Source organism: Pantoea sp. MBLJ3 (genome assembly GCF_000816655.1).
GTDB classification, from domain to species: Bacteria; Pseudomonadota; Gammaproteobacteria; order Enterobacterales; family Enterobacteriaceae; genus Pantoea; species Pantoea eucalypti.
The window spans coordinates 192,472-209,817 of sequence record NZ_JSUT01000004.1 but is presented as its reverse complement, the minus strand read 5'-3'; the positions used below and the strand labels follow the sequence as shown (position 1 = coordinate 209,817).

At 54.6% G+C, this 17,346-nt stretch carries 15 protein-coding genes and 3 tRNA genes; 15 read left to right on the top strand and 3 right to left on the bottom strand.

The window, feature by feature from the left end:
* Positions 1-9: 9 nt before the first annotated feature.
* Together asd and rsgA are read right to left on the bottom strand one after the other, a co-directional pair.
* Positions 10-909: an archaetidylserine decarboxylase gene (gene asd, locus NP77_RS06270; RefSeq protein WP_039659441.1), complete on the bottom strand. Its 900-nt coding sequence runs from the start codon at positions 907-909 to the stop codon at positions 10-12.
* A 171-nt stretch (positions 910-1,080) separates the two neighbouring features.
* The gene (rsgA, locus tag NP77_RS06265) at positions 1,081-2,130 is read right to left on the bottom strand and encodes a small ribosomal subunit biogenesis GTPase RsgA (RefSeq protein WP_008925804.1); all 1,050 of its coding nucleotides are present in this window, start codon (positions 2,128-2,130) and stop codon (positions 1,081-1,083) included.
* A 101-nt stretch (positions 2,131-2,231) separates the two neighbouring features.
* On the opposite strand from rsgA, the gene orn reads away from it, so the two are divergent.
* The 4 genes from orn (at position 2,232) to NP77_RS06245 (ending at position 3,216) form a co-directional block, all read left to right on the top strand.
* Positions 2,232-2,780 carry an oligoribonuclease gene (gene orn / locus NP77_RS06260; protein WP_003855299.1) on the top strand — a complete coding sequence of 183 codons (549 nt, stop codon included), beginning with the start codon at positions 2,232-2,234 and terminating at the stop codon, positions 2,778-2,780.
* Between the two features lie 154 nt (positions 2,781-2,934).
* Positions 2,935-3,010 (top strand) — tRNA-Gly (locus tag NP77_RS06255).
* A 28-nt stretch (positions 3,011-3,038) separates the two neighbouring features.
* A tRNA-Gly gene (locus tag NP77_RS06250) sits at positions 3,039-3,114 on the top strand.
* Between the two features lie 26 nt (positions 3,115-3,140).
* Positions 3,141-3,216, top strand: a tRNA-Gly gene (locus NP77_RS06245).
* Between the two features lie 348 nt (positions 3,217-3,564).
* Here the strand turns inward: NP77_RS06245 and queG are convergent.
* Positions 3,565-4,704, bottom strand: coding sequence for a tRNA epoxyqueuosine(34) reductase QueG (gene queG, locus NP77_RS06240; RefSeq protein WP_033763336.1), 1,140 nt, complete (start codon positions 4,702-4,704; stop codon positions 3,565-3,567).
* On the opposite strand from queG, the gene nnr reads away from it, so the two are divergent.
* The 11 genes from nnr (at position 4,703) to NP77_RS06185 (ending at position 17,179) form a co-directional block, all read left to right on the top strand.
* A complete protein-coding gene (gene nnr, locus NP77_RS06235) occupies positions 4,703-6,223 on the top strand; it encodes a bifunctional ADP-dependent NAD(P)H-hydrate dehydratase/NAD(P)H-hydrate epimerase (protein ID WP_039659438.1) in 1,521 nt (506 codons plus the stop codon). The two genes, queG and nnr, sit on opposite strands and share 2 nt — an antisense overlap.
* Complete coding sequence (gene tsaE, locus NP77_RS06230; RefSeq protein ID WP_039659436.1) at positions 6,220-6,696, top strand: tRNA (adenosine(37)-N6)-threonylcarbamoyltransferase complex ATPase subunit type 1 TsaE; 477 nt, start codon at positions 6,220-6,222, stop codon at positions 6,694-6,696. The genes nnr and tsaE overlap by 4 nt, the downstream gene beginning before the upstream one ends.
* The gene (gene amiB, locus NP77_RS06225; protein ID WP_003855309.1) at positions 6,693-8,363 is read left to right on the top strand and encodes an N-acetylmuramoyl-L-alanine amidase AmiB; all 1,671 of its coding nucleotides are present in this window, start codon (positions 6,693-6,695) and stop codon (positions 8,361-8,363) included. The genes tsaE and amiB overlap by 4 nt, the downstream gene beginning before the upstream one ends.
* Before the next feature lie 46 nt (positions 8,364-8,409).
* Positions 8,410-10,275 carry a DNA mismatch repair endonuclease MutL gene (gene mutL / locus NP77_RS06220; protein WP_039659434.1) on the top strand — a complete coding sequence of 622 codons (1,866 nt, stop codon included), beginning with the start codon at positions 8,410-8,412 and terminating at the stop codon, positions 10,273-10,275.
* A complete protein-coding gene (miaA, locus tag NP77_RS06215) occupies positions 10,268-11,218 on the top strand; it encodes a tRNA (adenosine(37)-N6)-dimethylallyltransferase MiaA (RefSeq protein WP_033743148.1) in 951 nt (316 codons plus the stop codon). Before mutL ends, miaA begins: the two co-directional genes overlap by 8 nt.
* A gap of 103 nt (positions 11,219-11,321) precedes the next feature.
* Positions 11,322-11,636 carry an RNA chaperone Hfq gene (gene hfq / locus NP77_RS06210; RefSeq protein WP_003855314.1) on the top strand — a complete coding sequence of 105 codons (315 nt, stop codon included), beginning with the start codon at positions 11,322-11,324 and terminating at the stop codon, positions 11,634-11,636.
* 71 nt (positions 11,637-11,707) lie between these two features.
* A complete protein-coding gene (hflX, locus tag NP77_RS06205; RefSeq protein ID WP_003855317.1) occupies positions 11,708-12,988 on the top strand; it encodes a ribosome rescue GTPase HflX in 1,281 nt (426 codons plus the stop codon).
* Positions 12,989-13,212: 224 nt separating this feature from the next.
* Entirely contained in the window at positions 13,213-14,451 is a 1,239-nt protein-coding gene (gene hflK / locus NP77_RS06200) for an FtsH protease activity modulator HflK (protein WP_003855318.1), read from the top strand.
* Between the two features lie 3 nt (positions 14,452-14,454).
* Positions 14,455-15,459 (top strand): protease modulator HflC, encoded by a 1,005-nt coding sequence (gene hflC / locus NP77_RS06195; protein WP_003855319.1) that lies wholly within the window; start codon positions 14,455-14,457, stop codon positions 15,457-15,459.
* A 56-nt stretch (positions 15,460-15,515) separates the two neighbouring features.
* On the top strand, positions 15,516-15,716 hold the full coding sequence (locus tag NP77_RS06190) for a DUF2065 domain-containing protein (protein WP_033743145.1): 201 nt from the start codon (positions 15,516-15,518) through the stop codon (positions 15,714-15,716).
* Between the two features lie 164 nt (positions 15,717-15,880).
* The gene (locus NP77_RS06185) at positions 15,881-17,179 is read left to right on the top strand and encodes an adenylosuccinate synthase (RefSeq protein ID WP_008925795.1); all 1,299 of its coding nucleotides are present in this window, start codon (positions 15,881-15,883) and stop codon (positions 17,177-17,179) included.
* Positions 17,180-17,346 lie beyond the last annotated feature (167 nt).

Genomic DNA, 17,346 nt, shown 5'->3' with positions numbered 1-17,346 from the left:
ACACTCAATTTAATCGACAATGACGTCGGAAATGTCTGTGGAGACCGGCAGCGCAATCGCCAGCGGTTGACCCAGACGGGTTTTGCTTTCTGCTTCCAGGCTTTCCGCCAGCTTGACGCGACCGGGCGCGAACAGGTTGATGACGGTAGAGCCGAGTTTAAAGCGGCCCATTTCCTGACCTTTCAGCAACACCACGGCGCCTTCGTCGTCCGCAGCCGGATAATGCCAGCGCTTAATTACGCCTTCACGAGGCGGCGTTATCGTGCCAGCCCAGACGGTCTCAATACTGCCGACAATGGTGGCACCCACCAGGATCTGCACCATCGGGCCGATATCGGTTTCGAAGTAGCAGATAACGCGCTCGTTACGGGCAAACAGGTTAGGAATGTTACGCGCGGTCAGCGGATTTACAGAGTAGAGGTCTCCGGGCACGTAAATCATCTCACGCAGGATACCGTTACACGGCATGTGGACGCGGTGATAATCGCGTGGAGCCAGATAGGTAGTGACGAACTCACCCTCCACAAATTGAGCGGCCATCCGCTCATCGCCGGCCAGCAGGGCATCAATGGTGTAGTGATGACCTTTAGCCTGGAAAATCTGATCGCCATGAATATGGCCGAGCTGACTGATCGCACCATCCGCAGGCAGGGCAATGAGGCTGGCGTCAGCATCCAGCGGACGCGCATCGTCTTTGAGCGGACGAACGAAAAAGTCATTAAACGTGCGATAGCTTGCGGTATCAGGCTTACGCGCTTCCGCCATATCGACTTTGTAAAACCAGACAAAGATGTCAATGACCAGTTTGGTCAACCAACCACCGCGGCGACTGGCGCCCCAACCGGCAAGTTCAGTCAGCCATTTCTTCGGGAGAATATGATTCAAGCCGAGTTTTAAACGATCAAACACCTTAGCCTCCTGGCTATTTCAGGACGTTGTAAAAAAGGGGACGGATTGTAGCAGCGCCCCGTTCAGATGGCGACTATACGCGATTTCCGGCACGCTGCACGGCCTGAACGCACCACTGGAACGCACTTCGCAAAAAGCGCCGGCTTATCCGTTCAGACGCGGTTATACCGATTAATTTTCGCTATCAGGGAAATTTTTACGCGTTTTTACCTGCGCCATGCTCTCCAGGATGCGGTGGTAGTTAGCGAAACGGGACCGGTTGATTTTTCCCTGTTCGACCGCTTCACGAATGGCACATCCCGGATCGCTGTCATGTTTACAATCGCGGAATTTGCAATAGCCCAGGAAGGGTCGGAATTCGACAAAGCCGCGTGTTACCTGTTCCGGCTCCAGATGCCACAAACCAAACTCACGGACGCCAGGAGAATCGATCACGTCGCCGCCGTGCGGGAAGTGATACAGCCGCGATGCGGTCGTGGTGTGCTGGCCTAAGCCAGAGCCATCCGACACTTCGTTGGTCAGAATCGCGACCTGCTCTTCTTTGTCGAAGCCGAGCAGGGCATTCAACAGACTCGATTTACCCACACCGGACTGACCAGCAAAGATACTCACGCGGTCGGTCAGGGCCGCTTTCAGATCGTCCAGGCCGTTTTTTGCCCGGCTGGAGACCATCACTACGCGGTAGCCAATGTTGCGATAGATATCCATCTGTTGATCGACAAAGGCGCGCGCCTTGTCATCCAGCAGATCGGTTTTGTTCAGGACCAGTAACGGTTCGATGTCCAGCGTTTCGCTGGCGACCAGATAGCGATCGATGATGTTAAGCGACAGTTCCGGCAGGATCGCAGAGACGATAATGATCTGATCGATATTCGCCGCCATGGGCTTCACGCCGTCGTAGAAATCGGGGCGGGTTAATACGCTGGTGCGCTCATGCACCGCTTCAACAATGCCTTTGCCGCCGCTGGTGGCCGGACGCCACATCACCCGGTCGCCCGTTACCAGAGAACGGATCGTGCGGCGGATATTGCAGCGGTGGGTGACGCCTGCGCTATCCTCAACATCAGCATGCATGCCAAAACGACTGACAACGACCCCATCTGCAGCTTCACCAAACATGTTGTCATCCGCTTCCGGACGCTCTCTGCGTTGGTTGAGACGGCGATCGTGGTTAGCGCTTACGCGACGTTGTTGGCCCTTCGACAGTTTATTTTTACTCACTCACCCTCACAGCGTTAGCCAGATTTCGCCCGGCTGGGCAAAACGTCTATGATACACCTTATTCATCGTGAATGACGACTACAGCAACCGCAGGAAAAAGCATGGCTACTGGAAATGAACAGAATCTGATCTGGATTGATCTTGAGATGACCGGACTGGATCCGACGCACGATCGCATTATTGAGATTGCAACCCTGGTGACTGACGCCAACCTGAACATTCTGGCAGAAGGTCCGGTCATGGCGGTCCATCAGTCCGATGCGCAGCTGGCGCTGATGGATGAGTGGAATGTCCGCACCCATACCAACAGCGGTCTGGTTGCGCGGGTGAAGGAGAGTCAGATTGACGATCGCGCAGCAGAGCTGGCGACCATTGAGTTCCTGAAACAGTGGGTTCCGGCGAACACGTCGCCTATCTGTGGTAACAGTATCGGGCAGGATCGTCGCTTCCTGTTTAAGTACATGCCAGAACTGGAAGCGTATTTCCATTATCGCTATCTGGATGTCAGTACGTTGAAAGAGCTGGCACGTCGCTGGAAACCGGAGATCCTGCCTGGCTTCAAAAAAGGTGGTACGCACCAGGCGCTGGATGATATCCGTGAGTCTGTCGCGGAGCTGGCTTACTACCGCGAACACTTTTTGCAGCTTTAATCCACTGAGGGTGCGCATGAAATCACCAGTTTGCTGTTTTAATCATCAAACGCGCTGAAAGCGAAAATATTTGCTTTCAGACGCTTGCAGCAGCAACGATTTCTCGTATAATGCGCACCCCGTACCGGTGAAGAATTTATTAACGGTACAAGGCGCGGGAATAGCTCAGTTGGTAGAGCACGACCTTGCCAAGGTCGGGGTCGCGAGTTCGAGTCTCGTTTCCCGCTCCAGTTTTAAAATGTAAGCAGTAACCTCTTTGCGGGAATAGCTCAGTTGGTAGAGCACGACCTTGCCAAGGTCGGGGTCGCGAGTTCGAGTCTCGTTTCCCGCTCCAGTTTTGATTAAGCAGTGCCCTTCTATGCGGGAATAGCTCAGTTGGTAGAGCACGACCTTGCCAAGGTCGGGGTCGCGAGTTCGAGTCTCGTTTCCCGCTCCAGATTTACATCACCCTGTTTCAGTCCGTTTTCCGGCTGTTTTACGCCGCGGGGTTTTGATTGTTTCCTGAAGGTTATCCACAACACTGCATCCCATCATCTGCGCCCTTTACGGCGATCTGTAAATTGTTTTTGAACAGAGTTATCCACAGCTTTGTGCTTTAACCGAAGCGATAGCCTCATTATCAAATAAACACAACTTTTACATAAGTTATTGATATTTAGATAAATGAAGATATTTCAATGTGTTATTTCGCAGCGAAATCAGTGTTATTGCATTTGAATGACAACAGCTTTTTATTTTTATTCACAGCATGTGGAAAACGATAATTCACGATCGGGCTGTACAATCACGCATCACGCGGTAATCCCTTCTCTACTGCACGAACCAGCCGCTTCTGCTGGGCAGGCTGCACTTCAACCACGATTTGCTCGCGTTTCTGCTGCTGCTGTGCGATTGCCCACAGAATGTGTTCATCCAGTAGTTCACTCTCACCCAATCGTTGCTCCAGAATCTGAATAATTTCGGGTGACCAGGGCGCATTGCCCAGCGCGACAGCGATGTTACGCAGCCAGCGTAAATGACCAATGCGACGAATCGCTGAGCCTTCTGTTATGCGTAAAAACTTCGCCTCATCCCACTGAAACAGATCGATCAGTTCCGGTGCATGTAACGCCGCTCGCGGTGAAAAATCGCTTTCGTCACTAAGTTGTCCATAGCGATTCCACGGACAGATCAGCTGGCAGTCGTCGCAGCCATAAATCCGGTTGCCCATCAGCGGACGAAACTCTTCCGGGATAGCCCCTTCCAGCTCAATGGTGAGATAGGAGATACAGCGACGGGCATCGACGACGTAAGGCTCAACGATAGCGCTGGTGGGGCAGATGGTCATGCAGGCGACACAGCGACCACACTGCTCCTCCTGCGGGGCATCTGACGGTAGCGGAATATCGATGAGCAGTTCGCCGAGGAAAAACCACGAGCCCGCTTCCCGATTCAGAATCAGAGAATGTTTGCCCGTCCACCCCAGTCCTGCTTTAGCCGCCAGTGGGCGCTCAAGCAGCGGCGCCGAATCCACGAACGGTCGAAAATTCAGCTCGCCACAATGCTGCTGGATCATTTCTCCGAGCTTTTTCAGTCGATTGCGCAATACTTTGTGGTAATCGCGACCGAGTGCATAACGGCTGACATAGCCCAATTGAGGATTTTTCAGCGTGCTGGCAAAGGCGGCTTTGGCCGGAAGGTAGTTCATGCGAACGCTGATGACACGCAGCGTGCCGGGTAGCAGTTCATGAGGACGCGCCCGCATCATGCCGTGTCGCGCCATCCACGCCATCTCGCCTTGATATTGTTTGTCCAGCCACGCCTGCAGGCGCGGCTCTTCTGCGCTGAGATCGGTGTCGGTGATGCCGACCTGCTGAAAGCCGAGATCCAATCCCCATTGTTTAATCTGTTGTGCGAGTTGATGAAGATCGAGAGGGTATGACATGAGTGACCAGGATTCGAAGAAAAACAGCCGTAGTTTACCATATTCTGTCTGGCCTGCGCAGGCTGTGCCAACGCTTGAGCAACAGGGCGCCGATGTACTCGGAATTACCCTGTATGAGCTCATGCTGCGAGCCGGGCAGGCTGCTTATAACCATCTGAATGCGTACTGGCCTGATGCCAGCCACTGGCTGATTCTGTGCGGTCACGGCAACAACGGTGGTGACGGTTATGTCGTGGCGCGGCTGGGGCAGGCGGCTGGGAAAACCGTTACGCTGCTGGCGTGCGAAAGTGAAAAAGCGTTGCCGGAAGAGGCGCAGCGCGCGCGGGAGGCATGGCTGGATGCGGGCGGTGAAATTCATGCGGCCGATGCCGCCTGGCCAGAGCGGGTGGATGTGATTGTTGATGCGCTGCTGGGAACCGGCTGTAATCGTGCGCCCGGGAAACCCTATGTCTCACTTATCCAGCGGGCCAACGCCCACGCTGCACCCATACTCGCCATTGATATGCCTTCCGGCTTATCCGCCCGCAACGGCACCGCACCTGGTGAGGTGATTAATGCCAGCCATACGCTGAGTATGGTCGCACTGAAACCGGGTCAGATCACCGGCAAGGCGCGAGACTACATCGGACAGCTCTGCTATGCCGATCTCGGCCTGGCCACCTTTCTGGCGGGCGAAGCGGCGCCCATCGCGCGTTATGACGCCAGTGCATTAACCCGCTGGCTAAAACCGCGTAAGCCGACCTCCCACAAGGGCAGTCATGGGCGGCTGCTGGTCGTCGGGGGCGATGCCGGTACCGCGGGCGCGGTACGAATGACCGCAGAAGCCGCGCTACGCAGCGGCAGCGGATTAGTGCGAGTACTTACTCACAAAGATAATATTATTCCGATTCTTACCGCCCGGCCCGAAGTTATGGTCGATGAGCTGACCGATGAACGGCTGACTGAGGCGCTGGAGTGGGCCGATGTTATTGCGATTGGGCCTGGTCTGGGTCAGCGTGAATGGGGCAAGCGGGCGCTGGAGCAGGTCGCGCTTAGTGAAAAGCCGATGCTTTGGGACGCGGATGCGCTTAACCTGCTGGCAATCAGTGCGGAGAAACGTCAGAATCGCATTATTACGCCGCATCCTGGAGAAGCGGCGCGTTTACTGAATATAGAGACCAGTGAAATTGAGAGTGACCGCTTACATGCAGCGCAGACATTGGCGCAGCATTATGGTGGCGTAGTGGTTCTGAAAGGTGCCGGCACGATCATTGCCAGTGAGCGGGGCGAACTGGCCTTTGCGGATGTGGGCAACGCCGGCATGGCTTCTGGTGGTATGGGCGATCTCCTGAGTGGAATTATCGCCTCGCTGGTGGGTCAGAAACTCACGCTGTTTGATGCAGCCTGCGCTGGCTGCGTGGCACATGGTGCAGCGGCCGATGCGGTGGCTGCAGAACGCGGAACACGCGGTATGCTGGCAACTGATTTACTGGATCTGCTGTGGCAATTTGTTAATCCTGAGATGAATAAAGAAGCATGAAGACCTGTGTTATTTCTTTGCCCGATGAGGCGGCTACGCTCGATTTGGGCGCTCAACTGGCGCGCGCCTGTGGCAGCGCGGCAGTCATTTATCTCTATGGCGTTCTGGGGGCGGGTAAAACCACCTTCAGCCGCGGCTTTCTGCAGGCGCTGGGCCATCAGGGCAACGTCAAAAGCCCCACTTATACGTTGGTTGAGCCTTACTCGCTTAACAACCATACGCTCTATCATTTCGACCTTTATCGACTTGCCGATCCTGAAGAGCTTGAGTTCATGGGCATCCGTGACTACTTCAGTGGCGATGCCATCTGTCTGGTGGAATGGCCGCAGCAGGGTGCCGGTTTTCTGCCCTCGCCCGACCTTACGTTAACGCTGCGCTACGTGGGCGAAGCGCGTGAGGCAGAGCTGACGGCACAGTCGGCATCGGGCCAGAAATGGCTGGAACTGTTTGATCAGAGCAGGGATAAGACATGATGTCACGGATGAAAATAGCGCTGGTAACACTGCTGCTGCTGGTCTGTACGCCTCTTTTTGCCGCTACTCTGTCAGATATCAAAGTGGCCAATGGCGACAGTCAGGCCACCATCACCCTGAACTTTGCAGGACAGCCTGCCTATGCCTTTTTCTCACTGCACAACCCGAATCGTGTGGTGCTTGATGTTAACCAAAGCGGCGTGGTTCAGGGACTGCCACTCAATTTCAGCGGCGAAAATATCGTAAAGCGGATTCGTACCAGCACCCCTAAAGATAAACAGAGTGTGCGGCTGGTGTTTGAACTGACGCAGGCGGGTAAAACCCGAGCGGTCACCCAGCGCAATGGCAATAGCTATAGCGTGGTCTTCACAATTACCGGTAAGGCGCCTGCTATTACGCGCAGTGCGCCTGCGCCGGTCACGGCCCCGAGACCTGTGCCGACACAGAGTGCCGACGCGGTTAACCCATTTAATTCCAATCCAGTGACCTCAGTGACCAGCACGGCCAGCACCGTACGTCCAGGTCGTGCGGTCAGCCAGAATGACACCGTGATTGTGGCGATTGATGCCGGACATGGCGGTCAGGATCCGGGTGCTATCGGGCAGCGCGGGTTGAAAGAGAAGAACGTCACAATCGCCATTGCCCGCAAACTGCGAGTGTTGCTAAACAATGATCCGATGTTCAAAGGCGTGCTGACGCGTGATGGCGACTATTTTATCTCGGTCATGGGCCGCTCTGATGTCGCGCGTAAAGCCAATGCCAACGTGCTGGTGTCAATTCACGCTGACGCCGCGCCGAGCCATGCGGCGACTGGCGCATCGGTCTGGGTATTATCCAACCGTCGCGCAAATAACGAGATGGCTAACTGGCTGGAGCAGAAAGAGAAACAGTCTGAGCTGCTGGGCGGCGCAGGTGACCTGCTGGCCAACAGTCAGGCCGATCCTTACCTCAGCCAGGCGGTACTGGACCTGCAGTTTGGTCACTCGCAGCGCGTGGGTTATGACATCGCCCAGAAAGTGTTACAGCAGCTACGCAGCGTAACGTCGCTGCATAAACGTCTGCCTGAGCATGCCAGCCTGGGCGTGCTGCGTTCGCCAGATATCCCTTCTTTGCTGGTGGAAACCGGCTTTATCAGTAATTCCTCGGAGGAGCGACTGCTTGGCAGTAGCGCACACCAGGATAAGATTGCGCAGTCGATCTACAGAGGTCTGCGCACTTATTTCCTGGCGCACCCGCTACAATCCATCCCAAAGGAGGAAAACCGGCCGCTGGGCTCGTCGCCAGCGGTCAGCGTAGCCAGTAATCCGGCGACCGGTGTACCGCAATACACCGGTGTGACACAGCGTCATACAGTGACGCGCGGTGAGACACTTTCCGGCATTGCCGCAAAGTATGGTGTCAGCATGGACACGCTGCGTGGGATGAACGCGCTGAAGCGTGATGTGGTTTGGGTCGGACAGCGATTAAAAGTCCCGGCCAGTGCAGTGGCCAGTCGAACTGCGCGCGCGGCACCACGCGGTGTAGTACGCCATAAAGTGGTGGTCGGTGATTCGCTGACTGGCATTGCCGCACATTACGGCGTCAGCCCGAAAGCGATAATGCAGACTAATAATCTCAAGTCGACCAACGTCATGTTGGGGCAGAACCTGAAAATTCCTGCATCCTGATTGCTTGCCCGGCCGCTGCGCCGGGCTACCAGTTAAAAGGAAAACCATGCCGATTCAAATTTTACCGCCACAACTGGCTAACCAGATTGCGGCGGGTGAAGTCGTTGAGCGTCCTGCATCGGTGGTCAAAGAGCTGGTGGAGAACAGTCTGGATGCTGGCGCTACGCGCATTGAAGTTGATATTGAAAAGGGTGGCGCAAAGCTTATCCGGATCCGTGACAATGGCTGCGGCATCGTTAAAGCTGAGCTGTCGATGGCGCTGGCCCGGCACGCTACCAGCAAAATAGCCTCACTGGATGACCTGGAAGCGATTATGAGTCTGGGCTTTCGCGGTGAAGCGCTGGCCAGCATTAGTTCGGTCTCCCGCCTGACCTTAACCTCACGTACCGCCGATCAAACTGAAGCCTGGCAGGCCTATGCGGAAGGGCGTGACATGACGGTGACAGTTAAACCGGCAGCGCATCCCTGCGGCACCACGCTGGAAGTGCTGGATCTTTTTTATAACACCCCGGCACGCCGCAAGTTTATGCGCACGGAGAAAACCGAATTCGGCCATATCGACGAAGTGATTCGTCGTATTGCGCTGGCACGTTTTGACGTGGCGATATCATTAAGTCACAACGGTAAAATGATGCGTCAGTACCGTGCTGTCAGTGAGGAGAGTCAGCGTGAACGGCGACTGGCGGCAATCTGCGGCACCACCTTTATGCAGCATGCGCTGCGAATTGACTGGCAACATGATGACCTCTCGCTGCGTGGCTGGGTCGCCGATCCCGCAGGGTCGCGACAGGTCACCGATCTGCAGTATTGCTACGTCAATGGCCGGATGATGCGCGACAAGCTGATCAATCATGCTATCCGTCAGGCATTCCAGACACAGCTTCAGGATGACCAGCAGCCCGCTTACGTGCTTTATCTGGAGATCGATCCGCATCAGGTGGATGTCAACGTTCACCCGGCCAAGCATGAAGTACGATTTCACCAGTCACGTCTGGTACATGACTTTATTTATCAGGGCGTGGTCAGCGCGCTTCAGGCGATGGCGGCACCCACCTTACCCGCGCTGCAGGCCGAAGAACCCGCGCCACGCTGGCAGCCTGAAAATCGTCAGGCGGCCGGGGGAAATCATTTTGCGCAGCCTGCAGCGTCTGCCAGTGAGACAAAACCCTCGTCCGCGCGTGAAACACCGCCTGCCTGGCAAAACAAAGAGAATGTTTATCGTCAGCGTGAAGGTGCGGTTTATCAGCAACTGCTGAAAACCCCTTCTGGCCCCCCCTCGTCCGGCACCACACCGCCGCTGAGCGCCCGCGAGCCAGCACCGCGTCCGGCCGCGAAACCCTCGCCGCTGGCCCCCCATGCCCAGAGTTTTGGCCGGGTGCTGACGATTTTGCACAATCACTTTGCGCTGCTGGAGCAGGACCAGACATTAATGCTGATGTCGCTGCCGGTTGCGGCACGCTGGCTGAAACTGGCTCAGCTTGAACCGGGTGAAGAGGGGCTTAAGCCGCAGCCGCTACTGATTCCGGTCAGGCTGAAAATTGCGCTGAATGAACGACAGGCAGCAAAAGAAAACAGTAGTCTGCTCAATCAGATGGGTATCGATCTTCAGATCGATGGTGACCACGTGACGCTGCGCGCGGTGCCTTTACCGTTACGAACACAAAATTTACAAATCTTGATTCCTGAGCTGTTAGGCTATCTCGCCCGGCAGCAGGAGAACACTGCGACGCAACTGGCCCAGTGGCTGGCGCAGCGTCAGGAAACAGCGTCCTCCGACTGGAATCACTCACAGGCGATCAACCTGCTGGCAGAGCTTGAACGGCTTTGCCCACAGCTGCTTAAATCGCCGCCTTCAGGCTTATTACAGCCCATAGAGATTGAGAGCGCGGTCAACGCGTTGAAGCATGAGTGAATTAAACCAGGCTGGCCGGCCAAAGGCTATTTTTTTGATGGGACCTACGGCTTCGGGTAAGACCGCTTTAGCGATTGAGTTGCGTAAGCACTTACCCGTGGAACTTATCAGCGTTGATTCTGCCCTTATTTATCGTCAGATGGATATTGGTACGGCGAAACCGTCGGCTGAAGAGTTAGCAGTGGCGCCCCATCGTCTGCTCGACATCCGCGATCCCGCAGAAGCCTATTCGGCAGCGGAGTTCCGGCGGGATGCTTTAGCAGAAATGGCGGAAATCGTTGCAGCCGGACGAATACCGTTGCTTGTTGGTGGAACCATGCTCTACTTCAAGGCGTTACTTGAAGGATTGTCGCCGTTGCCCTCGGCCGATCCTGATGTTCGTCAGCGGATAGAGCAAACGGCGCGTGAAAAAGGCTGGGATGCTTTACACCGCCAGCTTTGTGAAATCGACCCGGTTGCCGGCAGTCGTATTCATCCGAATGATCCGCAGAGACTTTCGCGAGCACTGGAAGTTTTTTTTATTTCGGGTAAAACTTTAACGGAACTGACAAAAACATCCGGTGAAGCGTTACCCTACGACGTGCAACAGTTTGCCATCGCCCCCGCGAGCCGCGAATTGCTGCACCAGCGCATCGCGTTGCGTTTTGAGCAGATGTTAGCGTCAGGATTTGAAGCGGAGGCTCGGGCCCTGTTTGCACGAGGTGATTTGCATACGGACATGCCTTCCATTCGTTGTGTTGGCTATCGTCAGATGTGGTCTTATTTATCGGGCGAAATCGATCACAGCGAAATGGTTTATCGGGGAATTTGCGCGACCCGGCAACTTGCTAAGCGACAGATAACCTGGTTACGCGGTTGGGAAAATGTTCACTGGCTTGACAGTGACGAGCCCCGGCTGGCGCTTGATACAGTGTTACAGGTTCTTAGTGCGAAGCATGGGTGATTGTGTACAATTGATGGGTTATCGTGCGCAAATTTTTACGCAGTATTTTTCGAACCATAGGTTCTACTAGCAACAAACAACAAGCATATAAGGAAAAGATAGAATGGCTAAGGGGCAATCATTACAAGACCCGTTTTTGAACGCACTGCGTCGTGAACGTGTTCCGGTTTCGATTTATCTGGTTAACGGTATTAAGCTGCAGGGTCAGATCGAGTCATTTGATCAGTTCGTCATTTTGTTGAAAAACACGGTAAGTCAGATGGTTTATAAGCATGCCATTTCTACCGTTGTTCCTTCGCGCCCGGTTTCTCACCATAGCAATAATACCGGCGGCGGCGGCAGCAACAATTATCATCAGGGCGGCAGCAACACAACTGCGCAGCCACAGCCACAACAAGACGGTGATAGCGCAGAATAACGCGTCATCGTACAGCCAGGCACGGAAGACAAACGTTTTCCGTCCTGGTCTTTATTTAGCGAGGTTATAGCTTGTTTGACCGTTATGAAGCCGGTGAGCAGGCCGTACTGGTACACATCTGGTTCTCCCAAGACAAAGAAGTAGAAGATTTACAGGAGTTTGAAACCCTGGTTTCTTCTGCTGGCGTTGAGGCGCTGCAAGTGGTTACTGGCAGCCGTAAAGCGCCGCACCCCAAGTATTTTGTCGGTGAAGGAAAGGCCGTTGAAATTGCCGATGCGGTAAAAACAACTGGAGCATCGGTCGTGTTATTCGATCATGCCCTCACGCCCGCTCAGGAAAGAAACCTCGAGCGCCTGTGCGAATGCCGCGTCATAGATCGCACTGGTTTAATTCTGGATATCTTCGCCCAGCGTGCACGTACCCACGAAGGTAAATTGCAGGTTGAGCTGGCACAGTTACGCCATCTTGCGACACGTCTGGTACGTGGCTGGACTCACCTTGAACGCCAGAAAGGCGGGATCGGTTTGCGTGGTCCGGGTGAAACACAGTTAGAAACAGACCGACGACTGCTGCGCGGACGAATCAGTCAGATTTTGTCTCGTCTTGAGCGGGTTGAAAAACAGCGTGAGCAGGGACGTCAGTCTCGTGCCAAAGCGGATGTGCCAACGGTTTCGCTGGTGGGTTATACCAACGCCGGCAAGTCGACCCTCTTTAACGCCATGACTTCTGCCAACGTCTTTGCCGCAGACCAGCTGTTTGCGACCCTTGATCCCACACTGCGCCGCCTGAATGTTGCCGATGTCGGAGATGTGGTGCTGGCAGACACGGTCGGCTTTATTCGCCATCTTCCTCACGATCTGGTTGCCGCTTTTAAAGCCACACTGCAGGAGACGCGTCAGGCGACGCTGTTAATGCACGTGATTGATGGCGCGGACCTGCGCGTGACAGAAAATATCGCCGCTGTTGATGCCGTACTGGAAGAGATTGAAGCGGATGAAATCCCGACGTTACTGGTAATGAATAAAATCGATATGCTTGACGGTTTTGAACCGCGTATCGATCGTAACGAAGAGAATCTGCCCATTCGCGTTTGGCTCTCCGCTCAGACCGGTGTGGGTATTCCGCTGCTATGGCAGGCGCTCTCTGAACGTCTGGCGGGTGAAATTGCCCAGCATGCGTTACGTCTGCCACCGGAAGCGGGGCGACTTCGTAGCCGTTTCTATCAGTTGCAGGCGATTGAGAAAGAGTGGAATGAAGAAGACGGCAGTGTAGGATTGCAGATACGTATGCCCATCATTGAATGGATGCGTTTATGTAAGCAGGAACCGTCGCTGACCAGTTACATCGTTTGATATTGCCCGACGCACTTACCTCAAAATTGAAGATTGTCGCATTTTCGTTGCAGGCCAGATACGCAGGATTTACCCGGGTATTTCGGATTTCAGCAAGGCGGCAACTGAGTGAATCCCTGGGTGCTTACTGCTGTAAGTGACCGGGGTGAGCGAAGGCAGCCAACATCGCTGCAATCCGAAAGATGAAGGGTAAAAACCGTAATTACAATAAATGGAGTAGAGACATGGCGTGGAATCAGCCCGGAAATAACGGACAGGACCGCGACCCGTGGGGAAGCAGCAATAATCAAGGCGGCAACTCTGGGGGAAATAAGGGAGGACGGGAATCCGGGCCTCCTGATCTGGATGATATCTTCCGTAAGCTGAGCAAGAAGCTTGGTGGACTGGGCGGTGGCAAACAGAGCGACAGCGGTCAACGCGGCTCCGGCAGCGGTGGCAAAATTGTTGGCATCGTGGCTGTTGCTGCTGTAGTCATCTGGGCTGCAAGCGGTTTCTACACCATCAAAGAAGCGGAGCGTGGCGTAGTGACGCGTTTCGGTAAGTTCAGTCACCTGGTCGAACCGGGCCTGAACTGGAAACCTACATTCATTGATCAGGTTCGTGCGGTTAACGTTGAATCAGTACGTGAACTGGCGGCTTCAGGTGTCATGCTGACCTCGGACGAGAACGTTGTGCGTGTCGAAATGAACGTGCAGTATCGCGTGACCGATCCGGAACGTTATCTTTATGCAGTCACCAGCGCGGACGACAGCCTGCGTCAGGCAACTGACAGCGCGCTGCGCGGCGTGATTGGTCGTTCCACCATGGACCGCATTCTGACTGAAGGCCGTACCGTGGTGCGTAGCGAAACCCAGCGTGAAATCGATGAGACGATTCGTCCTTACAACATGGGCGTCGCGGTTGTGGACGTTAACTTCCAGGCTGCCCGTCCGCCGGAAGAAGTGAAGTCTGCCTTTGATGACGCGATTGCGGCACGCGAAAACCGTGAGCAGTACGTCCGTGAAGCAGAAGCTTACGCCAACGAAGTTCAGCCTCGAGCTAACGGCCGTGCGCAACGTATTCTGGAAGAGGCGCGTGCATACAAAGAGCGTACCGTTCTGGAAGCGCAGGGTGAAGTGGCGCGCTTTGCCAAGATTCTGCCGGAATATAAAGCCGCGCCTGAAATCACCAAAGAGCGTCTTTATATCGAGACGATGGAACGTGTGCTGAGCCATACCCGCAAAGTCCTGGTTAACGATCGGGGTAATAACCTGATGGTGCTGCCGCTGGATCAACTGATGCGTGGCACCCAGGCTGCACCGGGCCAGAGCGGTCAGAAGGGCAGTAACAGTTCTTCGCTGCCGGCTATCTCCGATCGCGGCGCCAGCCGCAATGACACGTCGTCATACAGTCCGGACAACATCATGGATCAGCGTCGGGCCAATGCTCAGCGCAGCGACAGCCAGCGCGAAGGGAGAGAGTAATCGATGCGTAAGCCAATAGTATTTTTGATCATTGTCGTGCTGGTGGCGCTCTATGCGTCGCTGTTTGTGGTGCAGGAAGGGGAGCGAGGCATTGTTCTGCGCTTCGGCAAAGTCCTGCGCGATGGTGAAAACAAACCGCAGGTGTTTGCGCCGGGCCTGCATTTCAAGATCCCATTCCTGGAAACGGTTAAAACGCTGGATGCGCGCATTCAGACCATGGATAACCAGGCCGATCGCTTCGTCACTAAAGAGAAGAAAGATCTGATCGTCGACTCTTACATCAAGTGGCGTATTAGCGACTTCAGTCGCTACTACCTGGCTACCGGCGGCGGTGATGTCTCTCAGGCGGAAGTGCTGCTGAAACGTAAGTTCAGTGACCGCTTGCGTTCTGAAATGGGCCGTCTGGATGTGAAAGATATCGTAACGGACTCTCGTGGTCGCCTGACGACGGATGTCCGTGATGCGCTGAACACCGGTTCTGCTGGCAGCGATGATGAAATCGCAACGCCTGCTGCCGATGACGCTATTGCCAGTGCAGCGGCTCGTGTAGAGCGTGAAACCAACAGCAGCGAGCCGGCGCCCAATCCGAACAGTATGGCGGCATTAGGTATTCAGGTGATGGATGTGCGCATCAAGCAGATCAACCTGCCGACTGAGGTTTCCGATGCGATCTTCAACCGTATGCGTGCCGAGCGTGAAGCGGTAGCGCGTAGCCAGCGTTCGCAGGGTCAGGAAGAGGCTGAAAAACTGCGTGCTCAGGCCGATTATCAGGTGACACGTACTCTGGCTGAAGCCCAGCGTGAAGCGCTGATTACACGTGGTGATGGTGATGCGGAAACGGCGCGGTTGTTTGCGGATGCGTTCAGCAAAGATCCTGACTTCTACGCTTTCATTCGTAGCCTGCGCGCCTATGAAAACAGCTTCAGTGAAAATCAGGATGTGATGGTGTTAAGTCCGGATAGCGACTTCTTCCGATATATGAAGGCGCCCTCTAACGCGACACGTTAAGAACTGATATAACCTGTAGGCCGACAATGTTGTCGGCCTTTTTTTTGGGTATCAGAATGAAAACGAGCATCTGGATGGCACTGGCGCTGGTATTAGTGCTGGAAGGGTTGGGACCGATGTTTATGCCACGCGCCTGGCGACGCATGATCCTGACGATGAGCCGTTTACCCGATCGCCTGCTGCACCGATTTGGTGGTGGACTGGTGGTGGCTGGCATGGTGATCTATTGCATGCTGAGTCTGCACGGCAACCTGTAAACCGGGAGAAGATCGGCTAAATTGTGCCTCTTTGCGCCGTTATCCCCAATATGTTGTAGTGATCAAAACGCAGGCAAAAAAGCGCGCAATCGTATGCTAAAAGTGCTGAAAAGCATAGGATCAGATGGTAGAATCCTTTTTTAAGCAATCGGTGATTTTGAGAAATGGGTAAGAACGTCGTCGTACTGGGCACCCAATGGGGTGACGAAGGTAAAGGTAAGATTGTAGACCTTCTGACTGAGCGCGCGAATTACGTTGTGCGTTATCAAGGCGGCCACAATGCGGGCCACACGCTTGTCATCAACGGTGAAAAAACCGTCCTCCACCTGATCCCTTCTGGCATTCTGCGCGATAACGTGACCAGCATCATTGGTAACGGCGTAGTGCTCTCTCCTGAAGCCTTAATGAAAGAGATGAAAGGCCTGGAAGCGCGCGGAATTCCGGTACGCGAGCGTCTGCTGATTTCTGAAGCCTGTCCGCTGATCCTGCAATATCATGTTGCGATGGATATGGCGCGTGAACGTGCCCGTGGTGCCAAAGCGATTGGTACGACTGGCCGTGGCATCGGTCCTGCTTATGAAGATAAAGTTGCCCGTCGTGCACTGCGCGTCAGCGACCTGTTTAATAAAGAAACATTTGCCGCCAAACTGAAAGAAGTCGTCGATTTCTACAACTTCCAGCTGGTGGAGTATTACAAAGAGCCGGCAGTCGACTTCGATAAAGTGCTGAGCGATGTGATGGAAGTCGCTGACATCCTGACTGGCATGGTGGTTGACGTCTCTGAACTGCTGGATGTCGCGCGTAAGCGTGGCGATCTGATTATGTTTGAAGGTGCGCAGGGTACGCTGCTGGATATCGATCACGGGACTTATCCGTACGTGACCTCATCCAACACGACCGCAGGTGGTGTTGCAACCGGTTCAGGCATTGGTCCGCGTTATGTCGACTACGTTCTGGGTATTGTGAAAGCTTACTCAACCCGCGTTGGTGCAGGCCCGTTCCCGACCGAACTGTTCGACGAAACCGGCGAATTCCTCTGTGCGCAGGGTAATGAGTTTGGTGCGACCACCGGTCGCCGCCGCCGTACCGGCTGGCTGGATGCAGTAGCGGTTCGCCGCGCGGTTCAGATCAACTCCCTGTCAGGTTTCTGCATGACCAAGCTGGACGTGCTGGATGGCCTGAAAGAGGTGAAAATCTGTGTGGCTTACCGTATGCCTGATGGTCGCGAAGTGACCACTACGCCACTGGCGGCAGAGAACTGGGAAGGCATTGAGCCGGTTTACGAGACCCTGCCAGGCTGGAGCGAGACAACGTTTGGCGTGAAGACGCTGGAAGGTTTGCCTCAGGCCGCGCGTGATTACATCAAGCGTGTTGAAGAGGTAACAGGTGTGCCGATTGATATCATCTCAACCGGTCCCGATCGTAGTGAAACGATGATTCTGCGCGACCCGTTTGACGCATAATCATTCAGGCCGGACACTGTCCGGCCCTTGTTTTTCCACTCTCAGATGCCACTTAATCTCCCTTCGCTTGTCAAACCTTGTGCTGGCTTAAAAAAACGCACGGCTGATCAGACTCTGGTTTATCATCGTAGTTAATCGAATGGCGATCCGATTCAATCCTGACATCA

What these genes read in the sequence shown, in the direction of transcription:
- miaA (WP_033743148.1), top strand. Translation starts at nt 10,268, where the DNA reads ATGAGTGAATTAAACCAGGCTGGCCGGCCAAAGGCTATTTTTTTGATG.
- nnr (WP_039659438.1), top strand. Translation starts at nt 4,703, where the DNA reads ATGAGTGACCAGGATTCGAAGAAAAACAGCCGTAGTTTACCATATTCT.
- hfq (WP_003855314.1), top strand. Translation starts at nt 11,322, where the DNA reads ATGGCTAAGGGGCAATCATTACAAGACCCGTTTTTGAACGCACTGCGT.
- queG (WP_033763336.1), bottom strand. Translation starts at nt 4,704, where the DNA reads ATGTCATACCCTCTCGATCTTCATCAACTCGCACAACAGATTAAACAA.
- NP77_RS06190 (WP_033743145.1), top strand. Translation starts at nt 15,516, where the DNA reads ATGAAAACGAGCATCTGGATGGCACTGGCGCTGGTATTAGTGCTGGAA.
- orn (WP_003855299.1), top strand. Translation starts at nt 2,232, where the DNA reads ATGGCTACTGGAAATGAACAGAATCTGATCTGGATTGATCTTGAGATG.
- mutL (WP_039659434.1), top strand. Translation starts at nt 8,410, where the DNA reads ATGCCGATTCAAATTTTACCGCCACAACTGGCTAACCAGATTGCGGCG.
- NP77_RS06185 (WP_008925795.1), top strand. Translation starts at nt 15,881, where the DNA reads ATGGGTAAGAACGTCGTCGTACTGGGCACCCAATGGGGTGACGAAGGT.
- tsaE (WP_039659436.1), top strand. Translation starts at nt 6,220, where the DNA reads ATGAAGACCTGTGTTATTTCTTTGCCCGATGAGGCGGCTACGCTCGAT.
- hflK (WP_003855318.1), top strand. Translation starts at nt 13,213, where the DNA reads ATGGCGTGGAATCAGCCCGGAAATAACGGACAGGACCGCGACCCGTGG.
- amiB (WP_003855309.1), top strand. Translation starts at nt 6,693, where the DNA reads ATGATGTCACGGATGAAAATAGCGCTGGTAACACTGCTGCTGCTGGTC.
- hflC (WP_003855319.1), top strand. Translation starts at nt 14,455, where the DNA reads ATGCGTAAGCCAATAGTATTTTTGATCATTGTCGTGCTGGTGGCGCTC.